General features: G+C 69.8%; 14 protein-coding genes and 1 pseudogene. 7 read left to right on the forward strand and 8 right to left on the reverse strand.

Annotation, left to right across the window (positions count from 1 at the left end):
• Positions 1–22: 22 nt before the first annotated feature.
• A complete protein-coding gene (locus RH861_RS01495; RefSeq protein WP_310519442.1) occupies positions 23–1345 on the forward strand; it encodes an aminotransferase-like domain-containing protein in 1323 nt (440 codons plus the stop codon).
• 17 nt (positions 1346–1362) lie between these two features.
• Positions 1363–2322 (forward strand): D-alanine--D-alanine ligase family protein, encoded by a 960-nt coding sequence (locus RH861_RS01500; RefSeq protein WP_310519443.1) that lies wholly within the window; start codon positions 1363–1365, stop codon positions 2320–2322.
• Between the two features lie 30 nt (positions 2323–2352).
• Here the strand turns inward: RH861_RS01500 and RH861_RS01505 are convergent, their stop codons facing one another.
• From RH861_RS01505 to rpmH, 8 genes and pseudogenes are all read right to left on the reverse strand, one after another.
• Positions 2353–3327 (reverse strand): ParB/RepB/Spo0J family partition protein, encoded by a 975-nt coding sequence (locus RH861_RS01505; RefSeq protein WP_310519444.1) that lies wholly within the window; start codon positions 3325–3327, stop codon positions 2353–2355.
• Positions 3327–4199 carry a ParA family protein gene (locus RH861_RS01510; RefSeq protein WP_231878575.1) on the reverse strand — a complete coding sequence of 291 codons (873 nt, stop codon included), beginning with the start codon at positions 4197–4199 and terminating at the stop codon, positions 3327–3329. The genes RH861_RS01505 and RH861_RS01510 overlap by 1 nt, the downstream gene beginning before the upstream one ends.
• A 3224-nt stretch (positions 4200–7423) precedes the next feature.
• Positions 7424–8080 (reverse strand): 16S rRNA (guanine(527)-N(7))-methyltransferase RsmG, encoded by a 657-nt coding sequence (rsmG, locus tag RH861_RS01515; protein WP_310519445.1) that lies wholly within the window; start codon positions 8078–8080, stop codon positions 7424–7426.
• 28 nt (positions 8081–8108) lie between these two features.
• Positions 8109–8606 (reverse strand): Jag family protein, encoded by a 498-nt coding sequence (locus tag RH861_RS01520; protein WP_248599836.1) that lies wholly within the window; start codon positions 8604–8606, stop codon positions 8109–8111.
• A 5-nt stretch (positions 8607–8611) separates the two neighbouring features.
• Positions 8612–9571, reverse strand: a complete 960-nt coding sequence (yidC, locus tag RH861_RS01525; RefSeq protein WP_310519446.1) for a membrane protein insertase YidC — start codon at positions 9569–9571, stop codon at positions 8612–8614.
• 225 nt (positions 9572–9796) lie between these two features.
• A pseudogene (gene yidD / locus RH861_RS01530) lies at positions 9797–10129 on the reverse strand (membrane protein insertion efficiency factor YidD); the annotation flags it as partial.
• Positions 10092–10499 carry a ribonuclease P protein component gene (rnpA, locus tag RH861_RS01535; protein WP_374760940.1) on the reverse strand — a complete coding sequence of 136 codons (408 nt, stop codon included), beginning with the start codon at positions 10497–10499 and terminating at the stop codon, positions 10092–10094. The pseudogene yidD and the gene rnpA, both read right to left, overlap by 38 nt.
• 7 nt (positions 10500–10506) lie before the next feature.
• On the reverse strand, positions 10507–10644 hold the full coding sequence (gene rpmH / locus RH861_RS01540; protein WP_067947540.1) for a 50S ribosomal protein L34: 138 nt from the start codon (positions 10642–10644) through the stop codon (positions 10507–10509).
• Between the two features lie 408 nt (positions 10645–11052).
• Here rpmH and dnaA point away from each other — a divergent pair, with 408 nt between their 5' ends.
• The 5 genes from dnaA to gyrB all read left to right on the forward strand — a co-directional run bounded on the left by dnaA (position 11053) and on the right by gyrB (position 18029).
• Positions 11053–12519, forward strand: coding sequence for a chromosomal replication initiator protein DnaA (gene dnaA, locus RH861_RS01545; RefSeq protein WP_310519447.1), 1467 nt, complete (start codon positions 11053–11055; stop codon positions 12517–12519).
• Positions 12520–12995: 476 nt separating this feature from the next.
• A complete protein-coding gene (dnaN, locus tag RH861_RS01550) occupies positions 12996–14150 on the forward strand; it encodes a DNA polymerase III subunit beta (RefSeq protein ID WP_310520262.1) in 1155 nt (384 codons plus the stop codon).
• Positions 14151–14212: 62 nt separating this feature from the next.
• Positions 14213–15439 (forward strand): DNA replication/repair protein RecF, encoded by a 1227-nt coding sequence (gene recF, locus RH861_RS01555; RefSeq protein WP_310519448.1) that lies wholly within the window; start codon positions 14213–14215, stop codon positions 15437–15439.
• Complete coding sequence (locus tag RH861_RS01560; protein ID WP_067947547.1) at positions 15432–15911, forward strand: DciA family protein; 480 nt, start codon at positions 15432–15434, stop codon at positions 15909–15911. Before recF ends, RH861_RS01560 begins: the two co-directional genes overlap by 8 nt.
• A gap of 123 nt (positions 15912–16034) precedes the next feature.
• Complete coding sequence (gyrB, locus tag RH861_RS01565; protein ID WP_310519449.1) at positions 16035–18029, forward strand: DNA topoisomerase (ATP-hydrolyzing) subunit B; 1995 nt, start codon at positions 16035–16037, stop codon at positions 18027–18029.
• Positions 18030–18097 lie beyond the last annotated feature (68 nt).

The raw sequence follows: 18097 nt of genomic DNA on the forward strand, positions 1-18097 counted from the left end.
CCTGAGCAGAACGGAACCAGCAGTGACCCCTGACGGAGTGCCCCAGCGGACCGGCAACAACCTCGACCCCTGGTATGCGAACTATGCCGAGCGAGCCGCCGGCTTCGCCGCCTCCGAGGTGCGCGCCCTCTTCGCCGTCGCCTCCCGCCCCGAGGTCGTGTCGCTCGCCGGCGGGATGCCGTACGTGTCGGCGCTGCCGCAGGAGCTCATCACCTCGGCGTTCGAGCAGGTGATGCGCGAGCAGGGCCCGGTGGCGCTGCAGTACGGGTCCGGACAGGGGATCCCCGCGCTGCGCGAGCACATCGTCGAGGTGATGTCGCTGGAGGGCATCCGCGGGTCGGTGGACAACGTGGTGACCTCGACCGGCTCGCAGCAGGCGCTCGACCTCGTCGCCAAGCTCTTCCTCGACCCCGGCGACGTGGTGCTCGCCGAGGCGCCCTCCTACGTCGGTGCGATGGGCGTCTTCCGCTCCTACCAGGCGTCGGTGGTCCACGTCGCGATGGACGACGACGGCCTGATCCCCGAGGCGCTCCGCCAGACCATCGCGCACCTGCGCGGCCAGGGTCGACGGATCAAGTTCCTCTACACGATCCCGAACTTCCACAACCCGGCGGGGGTCACCCTCTCCGCCGAGCGGCGCCCGGAGATCCTCGAGATCTGCCGCTCCAACGAGATCCTCGTCTTGGAGGACAACCCGTACGGCCTGCTGCACTTCGACGAGCCGGCGCCGCACGCCCTGCGCTCGATGGACGCCGAGGGGGTCATCTACCTCGGGTCGTTCTCGAAGACGCTGGCGCCCGGGTTCCGGGTGGGTTGGGCGCTGGCCCCGCACGCCATCCGCGAGAAGCTCATCCTCGCAGCGGAGTCGGCGATCCTGTCGCCGTCGTCCTTCAGTCAGCTCGTCGTCTCGGAGTACCTGTCGCAGGCGGACTGGCGCGGCCAGATCGACGCGTTCCGCGGGGTCTACCGCGAACGCAAGGACGCGATGATCGAGGCGCTGGGGGAGTACCTGCCGCAGCTGTCGTGGACCAACCCCAACGGCGGGTTCTACGTCTGGGTGACGCTGCCGGACGTCCTCGACTCGAAGCAGATGCTGCCCCGCGCGGTGCGCGAGCTCGTCGCGTACACGCCCGGCACGGCGTTCTTCGCCGACGGCCGCGGTCGGCACGCCATCCGCCTCTCGTTCTGCTATCCCACGCCCGACGCGATCCGGCTCGGGATCCGCCGCCTGGCCACGGTGGTCAATGGCGAACTCGACCTGCTCGACACGTTCGCCGGCACCGGCCCACTGCAGCTGCCCGATCGCCCGGGCATCGAACCCGCCCCGCCCACCGACCTCAAGTAGCGGAGAAGTCCCTGATCATGAGCGAATCCACTGGTCTCTCCGTCGTCGTCCTCGCGGGCGGCATCTCGCACGAGCGGGATGTCTCGCTGCGGTCGGGCCGCCGCGTCGCCGACGCGCTCATCGAGGCCGGCCACCGCGTCGAGGTCCGCGATCCGGATGCCGGACTCCTGCCGTACCTCGCCGAGCGCCGCCCGGATGCGGTGTTTCCGGCGCTGCACGGATCGAGCGGCGAGGACGGCTCCCTGCTCGAGCTGCTCGCGGCCCTCGGCGTGCCGACCGTCGGCTCCACGGGCGCGGCCGCCCGCCGCGCCTGGTCCAAGCCCGTGGCGAGCTCGCTCGTCGCTCAGGCCGGCATCGCCGTGCCCGAGTCGATCGTGCTGTCGCACGAGGCGTTCCGCGAACTCGGCGCCTCGAGCGTGCTCCGAGTCGTGCGCGCGGCGATGCAGGGCGACCTCGTCGTGAAGCCCGCGTCGGGCGGTTCGGCCCAAGGCGTCTCCATCGTGGACGACCCGACGGAGTTGCCGCGGGCCATGGTCGAGGCATTCACGTACGCCGAGGTCGCCGTCGTGGAGCGTCGCATCGTGGGGACCGAGATCGCCGTCGCCGTGATCGGGACCGGCGATGAGGCGCGCGCGCTGACGGCGGTCGAGATCGTGCCCACGACGGGGGTCTACTCGTTCCAGGAGCGCTACAACGCGGGGGAAACCACGTTCTTCGCTCCGAGCCGGCTCGATGACGCGGTCGTCGACGCCGCGACGGATGCCGCGCTGCTGGCCCACCGGACGCTCGGGCTCAGGGATCTGTCGCGCGTCGACCTGATCGTCGACGGACAGGGCACGCCGTGGTTCCTCGAGGCGAACGTGCTGCCGGGCCTCACGGAGACGTCGCTGCTCCCGCTCGCCATCGAGGCGTCCGGCGCGACGGCGTCGGCGGTCTACGACGAACTCGTGCGCGCGGCGGTCGCCCGCGACGCGTAGCTCCCGCCTGGACCGCGGAGGCCGTCTGGGTCAGAGCCCTTCGAGGTCCTCGCCGAGTTCGGTGAGGATGCGGCGGAGGTCCTGAACGGTCGCGAAATCGATGCTGATCTGGCCCTTTCGCGCGCCGAGGGTGATCTTGACCCGGGTGTCGAGGCGGTCACCGAGGCGGCCCGAGAGGTCGTCGAGGAACTCCTGACGCTTCCCAGCGGCCGGCTTCGGTCGCCCGGGCTTCGGACTCTCGGCCACGATGGCTTCGGCAGCCCGCACCGAGAGGTCCTCGTTCACGATCTTGTCGGCCAGGCGCTGCATGGCCTCCGGGTCGCCGGCCGCCAGGATGGCGCGCGCGTGGCCGGCACTCAGCACGCCGGCCGCCACGCGCATCTGCACCGGCTCGGGGAGCTTGAGGAGACGGAGGGTGTTCGAGATCTGCGGGCGTGAGCGGCCGATCCTCGTCGCCAGCTCCTCCTGGGTGATGCCGAAGTCGGCGAGGAGCTGCTGGTACGCACTCGCCTCCTCGAGCGGGTTCAGCTGCGATCGATGCAGGTTCTCGAGGAGCGCATCGCGCAGCATCGCCTCGTTGGCCGTGTCCTTGATGACCGCCGGAATGGAGTCGAGGCCCGCTGCCTTCGTGGCGCGCAGGCGGCGCTCGCCCATCACGAGCTCGTACTTGCCCGCCTGGTCGGGGTGGGGTCGCACCACGATCGGCTGGAGGACGCCGAATTCCTTGACGCTGTGGATCAGCTCGGCGAGGTCCTCCTCGTCGAACACGGTGCGCGGCTGCTGGGCATTCGGGACGATGTCGTGCGGGTTCAGCCGAGCGAGGTGCGCCCCCGGAACGGTCACGAGGTTGGCATCCGCGGCGTTCTCGACGGCCTCGACAGCTGCTTTGGGGGCCTCGCTGTCGGGGAAGAAGACATCCACCGGCCGGGTGGCGCGCGGGGCGTCGTCGGTGGTGGGGATGAGCGCGCCGATACCGCGGCCGAGGCCGGTCCGCTTCGTAGCCATCAGTTGGTCTCCTTGCTCTCCGACGCACCACGCCGGGCGATCTCTGCGGCAGCCTCGCGGTACGACAGCGAGCCGCTCGACGCGAAGTCGTAGCTGATCACGCTCTGCCCGTAGCTCGGCGCCTCGGACACTCGAACGGACCGAGGGATGATCGTGTCGAGCGTCTGGGTGGGGAAGTGGTCGCGCACCTCTTGCGCGACCTGCTGCGCGAGGTTGGTGCGCGAGTCGTACATGGTCAGCAGGATCGTGCTGAGGCGAAGTTCGGGATTGAGGTGCTTCTCGATCAGTTCGATATTGCTGAGCAGCTGCGACAGGCCCTCGAGCGCGTAGTACTCGCACTGGATGGGGATGAGCACCTCGCGCGCCGCGACGAACGCGTTGATCGTGAGCAGGCCCAACGACGGCGGGCAGTCGATGAAGACGTAGTCGTACGGGCGCTCCATCGTCTCGAGGTGGGCATCGAGCGCTCGGCGGAGGCGTTGCTCCCGCGCGACCAACGACACGAGTTCGATCTCGGCTCCGGCGAGGTGGATCGTGGCCGGCACGCAATCCAGCCGCTCGTGCTCGCTCGACGTCTGGATCACCTCGGCGAGGGGCAGGTCGGAGACGAGGACTTCGTAGACACTCTGTCGCTCCGACCGGTGGTCGACGCCGAGGGCCGTCGATGCGTTGCCCTGCGGGTCGAGGTCGATCACGAGCACGCGGGCGCCGGCACGAGCGAGGGCCGCAGCCAGGTTCACGGCGGACGTGGTCTTGCCGACGCCGCCCTTCTGGTTCGAGATCGTCAGGACGCGCGTCGACGGGGGCAGGGGCAGAACGGCCTCATCGAGCGCGAGGCGCCGGCGGGTCTCGTCGGCAATCTGATCGGCCAGGGGGGTTCCTCCGTCTGCGTGGGGTGTTTCACGTGAAACATCGGTGGCGAGGGTGTCGCCCGCGGGGCGGGCTGCGGCGGACGGCAGCAGCACCTCGGCGGTGCCCGCCGTCGTCGACGGGCGGTCAACCGATTCGTCCGCATCTCGCGCTTCGCCTTGGGAAGGGTACTCCACCGGCTGCGCCGGCTGCGCCACCGTCACGGGCACCTCGATGTCGACCGGCGGCCCCGGTCGTTCACCGACGACGTCACCTTCCGTGGTCGGCGCGTCCGCGGGGAGTGCGGGAGATGCGGCGGATGCGTCCTCCGCGGGATCTGCGCTCGAGGCGTCGGCGGTCGGGGATGGGGCCTCCGGCGACTCGCCCAGGTGCACGGCGCTGTCGTCAGCGGCCACCGGCGAGGCGACGACGGTGGTCGGCGCCGGAGCGGCCGAAGCGGATTCAGCCGCGGCTTCGCGGGAGTCGGGCTCGTCGCGGCTCGGCTGCAGGCTCGACACCGTCTCGGCCGTCGCGTCGCCCACGATCTCCCGGATGATCTCCTCGAGCAGGCGGTCGGGGGCGCTGGACGGCAGGGGAGTGGGCGCTGTCGCGCTGGGCGATCCCTCGTCGTGGAGCGCGGCCGCGGTGGCGGCATCCCAGTCATATGCGGCCCTCGGTGCCGCCGGCTGCGGTGACGCAGCGGCCTCGACGGGTGTGCTCCTTGGTTCGGGATCGGCGACCGGAGACGGGGGCTGAGCAGCGGCCGTGTCGTCCGTCGGGGACGGTCCCGCCCCGGCGGTCGCCTCGGTCGACCGGGGCGGATCGTCCGTTGACGGCGCGCTTGGCGCGTTGGACGACACTCCATCGTTGCGCGATGGATTCACGAGATCGTCGAATGCCCGGCGATCACCGCGCGGTTCCGCGTAGGCGGTGGGCATGAATTCCGAGGACGGCGCGTCGTCGCCGTGCGTTTCGTACGCCTCGATCCGGGTCGGCTCGGGTGCGGCGGGCGCTGGCGTCGGCTCCGGTCGCGGCTTTCGTCGATGGAACCAGCCGCGTCCCCCACCGTTCGCCATTCCCACTCCAGACCTGCCGTCGAGATCGCCGCCATCGGGCCGGCTGCGTTCTTCGAGTTCCAAGCCTAACCGTCGCATCGGACGCGGGAACGGCGACGCCCCGGCCACCCGGCGCCGGTCCGCCATCCCGGCGGTGCCTCAACCTTCGAGCGCCCGGCGACCCCGGCGTTCACGTGAAACGTTGCACCGGATGTCGCGCGCCTCTGCTTCTGGCGTCTTCCGCTCCGCGCGAAGAGCCCGAGCAGGTGAGCCACGATGCCGTTGCCGTGGCCGACGACGAACACCTCGTGGACAGCTCGCCATGCGTACGGGAGAGGAAGGCGCCTCACGCATCCTCGTGGCCCGCAGCTGCGTGGATCAGCCAACCACCGACGTCACGCGAGGACTCGAGGCGGTGATGCGGGCGCCAGAGCCCCCCTCGCTTCGACGCGCGGGCTCGGCCGATGTGGACGCGGCAGCCCGCCCGACCGGTTCGTTTCGGAGAGTGCAGGGTATTGTGCCGCTGCGTTCACGCCAAGGATGACCGGATGCGTGGTGGACCGCCGACCGCCCGCGACCTGGAATCCAATCGTGGTCCTACCGGTGGCTGAGGGGGAGGGCGAGCTCGCGCGTTCATGCGACGCGGGCAACGGCGTTTCACGTGAAACGTGTGGGGCGAGGGCGCACCCGACCGCGGCGGGCCTCCGCGTGTTTCACGTGAAACGGCGCGGATTCCGAACGCTGCTGCTGTGGACGGCCGAGGGCCCCGGTTCGCGCCTTCCGCAGGCCAGAGGAGCCCGACCGCCCAGCGGACGCAGTCAAGGGACCGCCGTGATCGGTACTTGGATGTGGAGCTCGTGCGGCGTTGTCCGGATGGCCGGAAGCCTGCGGGCGCCCGGAGAGTGAGTCAGCGGCGGCGCGCATGGTGCAGTCGGTCGGGCGGACTGGCGCCGCGGCGATTCCCATGAGGAGTGGTGCCGGCAACCGGTGCACATCCCAGTGCCGCGTGTTTCACGTGAAACGAAGCCGGTCTTCGCAGCTGTCAGCTGTCGCGCGGAACACAGCCCCTTGTTCCCAGATTCAAACGGGGCAAGCGGGCGAGCCGGCTTCCGCGGGCCACGGAGGCACGCATGGCCCCGCTGCGTGCTGACGCGAGCCCTACTGAATGGGCGACCAGGCAAAGGGGCCGTGGTCCCCGGCACACGCTGCGGGCATCGGCGGGCATTCACAGCTCGGCTACGCCCCGACACCTGCGGTGCGGCGCGCCGCTGCGACGATCGACGAGCATCCCTGCGGCCGGACAGCCATCGCCCCGTGCGGGTTCTGGGCACCGGGCGGGAGCCATACGAGTCGGGCATAGCACGTGGTCGGCGGGATCGACAGTCGGACGGGACGTCCCGCGCCTCGCGCCGCCGGCGGCCGCCGCAGGCGGAGCGAGCCAGCAAGCGGAAGAAGGCCACACCGCAGGGGAGGGCGCCCAACGGAGGGCGCGGAGCGGGTTCCGCCGGCTCGACCGCCCAAGAGCGTTTCGATGCATCAGGTCTCGCGGCGTTCCGCAGCTCCGAAGCCGAGGCGGGCGGGTCGTGACTGCCGATCCCGGACGGCCCGCGCTCGCGGTGGACTTCACGCCTCGTGGGCGAGACGACACTCCGGTGGGCACGACCACCGCGTGGTGGGCACCGAGCGCGGACGGGGTGGCGTCACTTGGCCCGCGGCTCTGCAGCACAGCATCGGGCGCAGCCGGGAGGCTCGTCGACACCTCTCGCGTCTCGCCTGAACCCGACAGGCCATCGGCCAGACCAGATGGAACAGACCGGTACACCGGGTCCCGAGACAGGGGTGCCGCCATGGATCGCGCCTGGGGAGGGGCGGAGCGGAACTGTCGCCCCGCGCCCGGAGAACGGCGCGAGGCGGAGGTGTCGACAGTCGCTTCGCGAACCGTTAGGCCGCCGTGGTCCCCATGCGCTGACACGACGGAGGATCACTGGGCTCGCCTGGCGCGGCGAACGCACGAACCCCGAGTCGGCCGCGCGGTGCAGCCGACACCGCACGACTGCGCCGAACCTCGCCCCGTCATCGCGCCCAACAGCGAGGCCCTCTCGCGCCCCCGAGCGCACCACGGCGAGCCCCGCCGCCGCTGAGCAGCTTCCGTTTCACGTGAAACGGCGCCGGATGCGGCAGCGAACGATCCCTTATGCCGCGGGCACGCGCGCCCGGAACACTCGGGTCACGTCGTCGACTACACCTTCGCCGAGCACGAGGACCTCGACGTCCTGCAGCTTGAACCGGCGGATCGCCTTCTCGGCCGCGCCCATCTCGCCGGTCACGCCGGAGCCCTTCATGAGCAGCAACTCCCCGCCCGGCACCAGCAGCGGGGCCGTGATCGGGATGAGCGTCCGGAGTGCGCTGACCGCTCGGGCCGTCACCTGATCCAACCGGCCGGCGAGCTTCGCCTCTTCGGCACGCGCGCGCACCACGTCGACGTTCTCGAGGCCGAGTTCGTCCACTTGTCGGTTGAGCCACGCCACCCGGCGCTCCATCGGCTCGATGAGCGTGAGGTGCACGTCGGGGCGGGCGATGGCGAGCACCAGGCCGGGAAGCCCTGCGCCCGAGCCCACGTCGCCGACGCGGCCAGCACGCAGGAGTGGTGCGACGAGGCCGGAGTTCACGACGTGACGACTCCACAGCCGCGGGAGTTCGAGAGGACCGATGAGCCCGAGCTCCTCGCCGTGACGGGCGAGGTGCTCGGTGAACTGCCGGACGATCGGCAGCCGATCGCCGAACACGGTCGCAGCCGAGGGCGGCTCCGGCTCGAGGGCGTCCTGCCAGTCGGGGGAGTGGTCAGTCATGTTCCACGTGAAACGTCGAGTTCGGCGGTCAGCCGATGCGCGTGATCACGGTGTGGCGGTCGGCGCCCTCGCCGCGGGACTCCGAGTGGAGCCCGCGCTCGGCGACCAGGTCGTGGACGAGCTTGCGCTCGTACGACGACATGGGCGGGAGCGCAGCCTCAGCGGCCCCCTCCTCGAGGCGCTCGGCCGCGCGTGCGACCAGTCGACCGAGCTCGTCACGGCGGGCATCGCGCGAGCCGCCGATGTCGAGGATGAGCCGCGAGAACGCACCCGTCTTGGTCTGCACGGCCAGGCGAGTGAGCTCCTGCAGGGCGGAGACCACCTCGGACTTCGCGAGCAGCGAGAGGTTCGCGCCCTCGGAAGCGTGCACCGACACGTAAGCGCGACCGTTGCGGGCGTCGATGTCGATGTCACCGTCGAGGTCGCTGATGTCGAGGAGCTCCTCGATGTAGTCGGCCGCGATGTCGCCCTCCTCCTCGAGCTGCTCGAGGGTTCGGTTGGCGGCGTCGGGCTTGACGTCGGTCATCGGGGTCACTTCCTCTTCTTCTTCGCGCGGTTCTTGCTGACCGGCTGCTGACGCTGGGTGGTCTTCTTCTCGGGTTCGTCCGAGGCGGTGCCATCCGTCGGACCGTCGACGACGAGCTTGCCCTTCTTGGCCAGGCGAGCTTCACGCGCCTTGGCGGCCTCGCTGCCGGGCGTCGGCATGTTGCGGATGACGATGAACTGCTGACCCATGGTCCAGAAGTTCGAGACGAGCCAGTAGAACATGACGCCGAGGGGGAAGGCGACACCCGAGACGGCGAACACGAGGGGGAGCAGGTAGAGCAGGATCCGCTGCTGGCGGAACATGGGGCTCGCCTTGGTCTCCGGCGACATGTTCTTCGAGACGATCTGCAGCTGCGTGATGAACTGCGACGCGGTCATCAGGATGATCATGACGACGGCCACGACCATGACCTGCCACGGTCCGCCGGCGTTCATCGCCTCGATGAAGGTCGCCTTGAGCGGCGCACCGAGGAACGTCGCGTTCGCGAACGATTCGGCGAGCTCGGGGGTGAGGACGCCGACACCGCCGCGCTCGGCGTTGCGTGAGGCGTCGTTCAGCACCGAGAAGAGGCCGAAGAAGATCGGCATCTGGAGCAGCAGCGGCAGGCACGACGAGAGCGGGTTCGTGCCGGTCCGCTTGTAGAGGTCCATGGTCTCGCGAGACATGGCCTCGCGCGAGAACTGGTCCTTCTTGCCCTTGTACTTGTCCTGGATCTTCTTCAGCTGCGGCGCGACCTCGAGCATGCGGCGCTGGCTCTTGATCTGCCGCACGAAGATCGGGATCAGCGCGGCACGGACGACGATGACGAGGCCGACGATCGAGAGCACCCACGTGATGCCGGCCTCGAAGGGCAGGCCCACGAACGTCCACAGCGAGTGGAACGCGACGAGGATCAGCTCGATGACCCATTTGATGGGCCAGAGGATGATGCTGAAGATGTCCATTGGAGCGGGTCAGTCCTTTCGGGACATGGGGGAGAGGTCCTGGTCCGCGGCGTCGCGGGTGACGGATGCCGCAGCGGAGGGATCGGCGACGGCGCGCGCGTGACCGGCGTGGCCACCGACGGGCCCGGCGGCGACCCCGCCCGCCGCGGTCGCGGCAGCACGTCGGCGCCCGTGGCGGACGCGCCGGACGTGGCGTCCTTCGCTCGGCGCAGCGGGGGTCCACCCGGCGGGGATCACGAACCCGAAGCGGGTGAGGCGGAACCGACGCACGCGCGGCATGGGCACGTCGTCGACGCCGCCGCGCGACCACGGGTTGCAGCGGACGATCCGCCAGGCGGTGAGGGCGGATCCGATCACGAGTCCGCGGTGCTGCACCGCGCCCAGTCCGTACGCGGAGCACGACGGGTAGTAGCGGCAGACGTCGCCGTACAGGGGCGAGACCACGGCGCGGTAGGCGCGGATGAACACGACGCCCACGTTGCGGGGCAGGAGCCAGACGAACCAGGCGAGGTCTCGCACGTCACGCGTCTTTCGCTGCGAGGGGGTGGGCTGCGGCATCCGCTGCGATGGCGGGTCGCGAGCGGGAGGCGGACCGCCGCTCGTGCACGTGGAGTGCCGAGACCACGTCGGCCCGGAGGGCGTGGAAGTCGGCGTCGGCCGCCGTGGGCAGCGCGCGCACGACGACGTCGACGGCGGAGACGCCGCCGTCGACGAGCTCGCGGCACGCGGCCTTCAGCCGGCGGCGCACGAGGTTGCGCCGCACGGCCGAGCCGACCTTCTTGGAGACGATGAAGCCGAAGCGCGCGTCGGCGCCCGACTCCCGTGAGCGGAGGTAGCTCACGGTGTGGGCACCGGCGACCTTCGCACCACGGCGCACGATGGACCGGTAGTCATCGGCGCTCGTGACGCGATTCGCTTTGGCGAGCACCGATCGCTTACGCGGAGAGTTCGGTGCGGCCCTTGGCGCGGCGGGCCGACAGGATGGCGCGGCCGGCGCGCGTGCGCATGCGGGCGCGGAAGCCGTGCTTGCGGGCGCGGCGGCGGTTGTTGGGCTGGAACGTACGCTTGCTCATTCTTCTTCTCCGGCTTCAGGGATCTCCTCGACGGGCGCGTCAACGGTGCGCCGGCGGGAAAACTCGGTGCCCGAAAGGGCTGCGGTCAACTGATTAAAACTACGGCCTGCGGATGCGGCGGTCAAACCGAGCGCACCCCGAACCGGATATTCTCCACCGATCCCCAGCTTGCCACGCGGAACGACACGCCCGCGCGTCGTGGATCCGCCGATCGGCATTTGTCGGGGGCACTCGCATTCGCTAGCGTGTGAACCCAGTTATCCCCAGCCTGTGCGGCGGAATCTCGCGCTTCTCGCAACTTCGCTCACAGGCCGTGGAGAACGCTGTGAACAGAGCCTTCGGGCCGCTCCACCTGTCGTTCGGGGGAGCGACGAGCGGCCGGACGACGGTGCGAGATTGCGGGGAGCGATGACAGAACAGCCCATTTCCGACACGTGGGCGACGGTCCTCGACCGGTTGTCGGGAGATGAGGCGATCACGCCGATGCTCCAGGGCTTCCTGAACCTGGTGGAGCCGAAGGGCATCGCGGCGGGCACGTTCTACCTCGAGGTCCCGAACGACTTCACGGCGAGCATGCTCAACCAGCGCATGCGGGTCTCCCTCCTCTCCGCGATGAGCGCGATCGACGCGCCGTCGCCGGTGACCTCGTTCTACGTCGTCGTGAATCCCGAGCTGGAGGATGCGCGCCCGTCGGGGGACCACGCCGGCCCGGGCGGAGCGCTCGGAGATGGCGCGGGGCTCGGGGGCGTGGCATCCGACGGCCTGCCCGACCCGGTGGAGCTGCCGGCGTCGCACCAGTCGGTGTTCGACAGCCCGACGAACCCCGACCGGCCGCGCGATGCGCGCCTGAACCCGAAGTACTCGTTCGACAGCTTCGTCATCGGCCAGTCGAACCGCTTCGCACACGCCGCGGCGGTCGCCGTGGCCGAGGCCCCCGCGAAGGCCTACAACCCGCTGTTCATCTACGGCGACTCGGGTCTCGGCAAGACGCACCTCCTGCACGCCATCGGCCACTACGCGATGAGCCTCTATCCCGGCATCCGCGTTCGGTACGTGTCGTCGGAGGAGTTCACGAACGACTTCATCAACTCGATCGCGAACAACCGCGGTTCACTCTTCCAGCAGCGCTACCGCAACATCGACATCCTGCTGATCGACGACATCCAGTTCCTGCAGGGCAAGGCGGAGACGCAGGAGGCGTTCTTCCACACGTTCAACACGCTGCACGACCACAACAAGCAGGTCGTGATCACGAGCGACGTGCCGCCGAAGCACCTGACCGGCTTCGAGGACCGCATGCGCAGCCGGTTCGAGTGGGGCCTCATCACCGACGTGCAGGCGCCCGACCTCGAGACCCGCATCGCGATCCTGCGCAAGAAGGCGCAGAACGAGCGCCTCCAGGTGCCCGACGACATCCTCGAGTACATGGCGTCGAAGGTGTCGAGCAACATCCGCGAGCTCGAGGGCACGCTGATCCGGGTGACGGCGTTCGCGAGCCTGAACCGCACGCCGGTCGACATGCCGCTCGTGCAGACGGTGCTGAAGGACCTCATCACGGATGACACCGACAACGTCGTCGCGCCGGTCGACATCATCACGGCGACGGCCGAGTACTTCAAGCTCACGGTCGACGACCTGTACGGGTCGAGCCGGTCCCAGGCGGTCGCGACGGCGCGGCAGATCGCGATGTACCTCTGCCGCGAGCTCACGAGCCTGAGCCTGCCGAAGATCGGGCAGCTGTTCGGCAACCGCGACCACACGACGGTGATGTACGCGAACAAGAAGATCTCGGAGCTCATGAAGGAGCGTCGCTCGATCTACAACCAGGTGACCGAGCTCACCGCCCGCATCAAGCAGCAGGCCCGCTTCCGCTGATCGCGTCCGTAGAGCGGATGCCGGCGGCATCCGCTCGCCCCTCGACCCCGCCGGACGAGCGGGGTCGAACGGGGCCCGTTCGGCGTACCTGCGAAACGCCTGAGCCAATTCCACACAGGTGTGGACAATCTGTGGATTGTTAACGAGCAACCCCGTCGCGACTGTGCACACCGTGCGTCGACCTGTGCAGAACTCCGAACACGCGTCGGAGACGTCGGGCCCTCGCCACCGGGATCTCCACACACCGTGCACAGCCCGGACGGGCCGCTCGGCCCGTCGTTCCGGGCATCTCCGAACGCCATCCACAGTTTCCACACCGGTTAACACCGTTAAGAGACAGATGGTTAGTCCGAGGCGTCCGACAACCTCGGACGGCGGCGCTCCGCTTCGGGCGCGTGCGTGCGGAAATGCCCCGCGTCCGGAGTGACCGTGCGGATAGCATGGGAGCCATCCAGCACCTCCACGACGGGAGAACCGTGAAGTTCCAGGTCAATCGCGACGTCTTCAGTGAGGCCGTGTCCTTCGCCGTCAAGCTGCTCCCGCAGCGCACGACCCTGCCGATCCTGTCGGGGGTGCTGATCCAGGCGAACGACGACGGCCTCGTCCTCTCCTCGTTCGACTACGAGGTGTCGTCGCGCACCGAGATCAAGGCCGACGTCGAGGAGCCCGGCACGGTCCTGGTCTCCGGGCGGCTGCTGGCCGAGATCGCCGGCCGCCTGCCGAACGCCCCGGTGAAGGTGTCGACCGAGGAGTCGCGCATCTCGGTGACGTGCGGCTCGGCGAGCTTCACCCTCCTGTCGATGCCGGTCGAGGAGTACCCCTCGATCCCGGAGATCGGCGAGCAGACCGGGCTCGTGCCGGCCGAGGAGTTCGCCTCGGCCGTCTCGCAGGTCGCGGTCGCCGCGTCGCGCGACGACGTGACCCCCGTCATCACCGGCGTGCAGCTCGAGGTGCGCGAGAACAACGTCAGCCTCGTCGCGACCGACCGGTACCGGGTCGCGATCCGCGAGATCGAGTGGGACGGCGGCGGCGTGGCCGGCGAGGGCGTCGACGCCCTGACCGCGCTCGTGCCCGCACGCACGCTGCAGGAGGTCGGCAAGACCTTCGGCCACTCGGGCAACCTCTCCATCGCCATCACGAGCCGCGACGACCGCGAGCTCATCGCGTTCTCGGCCGACCGGAAGACCGTCACGAGCCTGCTCATCAAGGGCAACTTCCCGCCCGTGCGCCGACTGTTCCCCGAGACCGTCGACAACTACGCCGTCATGAACACGGCCGAGCTCATCGAGGCGACCCGACGCGTCGCGCTCGTGCTCGAGCGCGAGGCCGCGCTCCGCTACACCTTCACGGCCGACGGCCTCACGCTCGAGGCGATCGGCTCGGAGCAGGCCCAGGCGTCGGAGTCGATCGACGCGATCCTCACCGGTGACGAGACCGTCGTCTCGCTGAAGCCGCAGTTCCTGCTCGACGGCCTGCAGGCGGTGCCGAGCGAGTTCGTGCGCATCTCGTTCACGAAGACCGAGAACCCGAACAAGCCCGGTCCGGTGCTCATCACGAGCCAGACCTCGCGCGAGCAGGCGGGCGCCGACAGCTACCGCTACCTGCTGCAGCCGAACCTCCTCCTGCGCTGACCGCCGGCGGCGATGTCCGCGGGGCCGGGTAGCGTGGTGGTTCGCAGGAAGGGAGCCGCATCGTGCACGTCGCCAGGCTCTCGCTCACCGATTACCGCAACTACCGCACGGCCGAGCTCGCCTTCGAGCCGGGCGCGACGGTCATCGTCGGCCGCAACGGCCAGGGCAAGACGAACTTGGTCGAGTCGATCGGCTACCTCGCGACGCTCGGCTCGCACCGGGTCTCGAGCGACCAGGCGCTGATCCGCGCGGGTGCCGACGCGGCGGTGGTGCGCGCCGTCCTCGCGCACGGCGGTCGTGAGGTGCTCCTCGAGCTGCAGCTCAACCGGCAGGGAGCGAACCGGGCGCAGGTGAACCGCGCCGCGGCCAAGCCGCGCGACCTGCCGCGGTACGCCCACACCGTCCTGTTCGCTCCGGAGGACCTGGCGATCGTCCGCGGCGAGCCGTCGGTGCGCCGCCGCATGCTCGACGGCCTGCTCGTGCAGCGCATCCCGCGCCTGGCGGGGGTCATGGCCGACTACGAGCGCGTGCTCAAGCAGCGCAACTCGCTGCTGAAGAGCGCCCGCGCCCGCGGCCTCGCCGCAGCGCAGCTCACGACGCTCGACATCTGGGATGAGCGCCTCGTCGGCCTCGGCGCCGAGCTCATCGATCGCCGCCTCGAGCTCGTCGACGAGCTCCGCGAGCCGCTCGCCGCCGCCTACCGCTCGATCGTCGACGCCGACCACCGCCCCGAACTCCAGCCCGTCCTGTCGATCGACGGTGCCGATCCCGACGACGAGACGACGGATGCCGCATCCGGCGGCACCACGACGGCCCTCGATGCCGCCGCCGACCGACCCGGCACGGCCGAGCGGTTCGCGGCCGCGCTCACGGCGCTGCGGCGCCGCGAGCTCGAGCGCGGGGTCACCCTCGCCGGTCCGCACCGCGACGACGTGCTCCTGCTGCTCAACGGCCTGCCCGCCAAGGGGTATGCGAGCCACGGCGAGTCCTGGTCGTTCGCGCTCGCGCTCCGGCTCGCGTCGGCCGAGCTGCTCCGCCGGGATTCGGCCACGGGCGATCCGGTCCTCGTGCTCGACGACGTGTTCGCCGAGCTCGACCGTCGCCGGCGCGAGCGGCTGGCGGCGGCGATCGGCGAGTACGAGCAGGTGCTGATCACCGCGGCCGTGCTGGAAGACGTGCCCGAACCCCTGGCGGGTCGCGTGATCCAGATCGACGCGGGCCGCGTGGTCGGTGCGCCGACCGATCCGGGCGCCGACGTCACGCTCGAAGCGGAGGCGTCCGGTGTCTGAGGCGGCGCGCACCTACCAGCACTTCCGCGAGATCTTCGGCGGCGAGCCGCGGATCCGGCCGGGCCGCGCGCGCACGCGCCAGCGCGAGGCCGCCGGCAGCGAGCCGTTCGCGCCCGGACGCGACCCGAAGCCGCTCGGTGCGACGATCGACGCCCTCACCGCGCAGCTCGGCTGGAGCGGTCCGCTGTCGCAGCACGAGCTGCTCGCGACCTGGCCCGACATCGCCGGGCCCGAGATCGCGCAGCACTCCGAGCCGATCGCGATCGAGGGCGGGATGCTGCAGGTGCGCTGCGAGTCGACGGCGTGGGCGACCCAGTTGCGGATGATGCGATCGGAGTTGCTCCGCGCGATCGCCGAGCGGTACCCGAACGCGGGTGTGGAGAACATCCGCTTCCAAGGGCCGGACGCCCCCACCTGGAAAAGGGGTCCCAGATCGGTTCCAGGGCGTGGTCCGCGCGACACCTACGGTTGAGAGGGCAAAATCGGTCACTCGGGCGCTCACGAGGCCGCAGATCGGCGCGGAGCGCCTTGGACCGGTCGCGTTGTTGATAGGATCAAGGGTCGCCAGAACGACGGTTTGGAGCCCGATTCACCCATGACAGCGGAACCGACGAAGGCCCAGCAGACGCCGGAATACGGCGCCGACGCGATCCAGGTTCTCGAGGGCCTCGAAGCGGTCCGCAAGCGGCCGGGTATGTACATCGGCTCGACGGGTCCCCGCGGCCTGCACCACCTCGTGTACGAGATCGTCGACAACTCGGTCGACGAGGCGCTCGCGGGCCACTGCGACACCATCGACGTCACGATCCTCGCCGACGGCGGGGTCCGCGTGGTCGACAACGGCCGCGGCATCCCGGTCGACATCCACAAGACCGAGGGGCGCTCGACCGTCGAGGTCGTGCTCACGGTGCTCCACGCCGGCGGCAAGTTCGGCGGCGGCGGGTACGCGGTCTCCGGCGGCCTCCACGGCGTTGGCTCGTCGGTCGTCAACGCGCTCTCGTCGCGCCTCCAGGTCGAGGTCAAGCGCCAGGGCCACGTGTGGCGCCAGTCCTACACGGTCGGTGTGCCCGACGCGCCGCTCGAGCAGGGTGAGACGACGGATGCCACGGGCACCTCGATCACCTTCTGGCCGAGCGAGGACATCTTCGAGACCGTCGAGTTCGACTACGAGACGCTCCGCGCGCGCTTCCAGCAGTACGCGTTCCTCAACAAGGGGCTCCGCATCAACCTCACCGACCTGCGCGAGATCTCGCAGCTCTCGGACGGCGAGGAGGACGAGCAGGGCCACCGCCACGACAGCTTCCTGTACGAGCGCGGCCTGGTCGACTACGTCGAGTACCTCAACCGCTCCAAGAAGACCGACCTCGTCAACGACGAGATCATCTCGTTCGAGGCGGAGGACACCGAGCGCCACATCGCCCTCGAGGTCGCGATGCAGTGGACCACGGCCTACACGGAGTCGGTGCACACCTACGCCAACACGATCAACACCCATGAGGGCGGCACCCACGAGGAGGGCTTCCGCGCAGCGCTCACCACGCTCGTGAACCGGTACGCGCGCGAGAAGAACCTCCTGAAGGAGAAGGACGCGAACTTCTCCGGCGAGGATGTCCGCGAGGGACTCACCGCCGTCATCTCGGTCAAGCTCTCCGAGCCGCAGTTCGAGGGGCAGACCAAGACCAAGCTCGGCAACACCGAGGCCAAGTCGTACGTGCAGCGCGTGACGAGCGAGCAGCTCGGCGACTGGTTCGACCGCAACCCGAACGCGGCCAAGGAGGTCATCCGGAAGGCCCTGCAGGCGGCCACCGCGCGGCTGGCGGCGCGCAAGGCGCGCGAGGCCACCCGGCGCAAGGGCCTGCTCGAGTCGGGCGGCATGCCCGGCAAGCTGAAGGACTGCCAGTCGAAGGACCCGTCGATCTCCGAGATCTTCATCGTCGAGGGCGATTCGGCCGGCGGCTCGGCCGTCCAGGGCCGCAACCCCGAGACGCAGGCGATCCTCCCGATCCGCGGCAAGATCCTCAACGTCGAGCGCGCGCGCCTCGACCGGGCCCTCGCGAACGCCGAGGTGCAGGCGATGATCACGGCTTTCGGCGCCGGGCTCGGCGAGGACTTCGACCCCGAGAAGGTCCGGTACCACAAGATCGTGCTCATGGCCGACGCGGATGTCGACGGCCAGCACATCACCACGCTGCTGCTCACGCTGCTCTTCCGCTACATGCGGCCGCTCATCGAGCTCGGCTACGTGTACCTCGCGCAGCCGCCGCTGTACCGCATCAAGTGGTCCAACGCCGACCACGAGTACGTCTTCTCCGACCGCGAGCGCGACGCGCTGCTCGAGGACGGGCTCGCTCAGGGCAAGCGGATCCCGAAGGACAACGCGGTGCAGCGCTACAAGGGTCTCGGCGAGATGAACCACCAGGAGCTCTGGGACACGACGATGAACCCGGAGACCCGGACCCTCCTGCAGGTCACCATGGACGACGCCGCCGCGGCCGACGAGATCTTCTCGACCCTGATGGGCGACGACGTGGAGTCGCGCCGCAGCTTCATCCAGAAGAACGCGAAGGACGTGCGCTTCCTTGACATCTGACATCGTGAACCCGGGCGCCGACGAGAACGGCGAGGGCAACGGCATCCACGGTCGCATCGACCAGGTCG

Origin of the sequence: Agromyces indicus (genome assembly GCF_031432295.1) — a bacterium.
GTDB lineage: Bacteria > Actinomycetota > Actinomycetes > Actinomycetales > Microbacteriaceae > Agromyces > Agromyces indicus.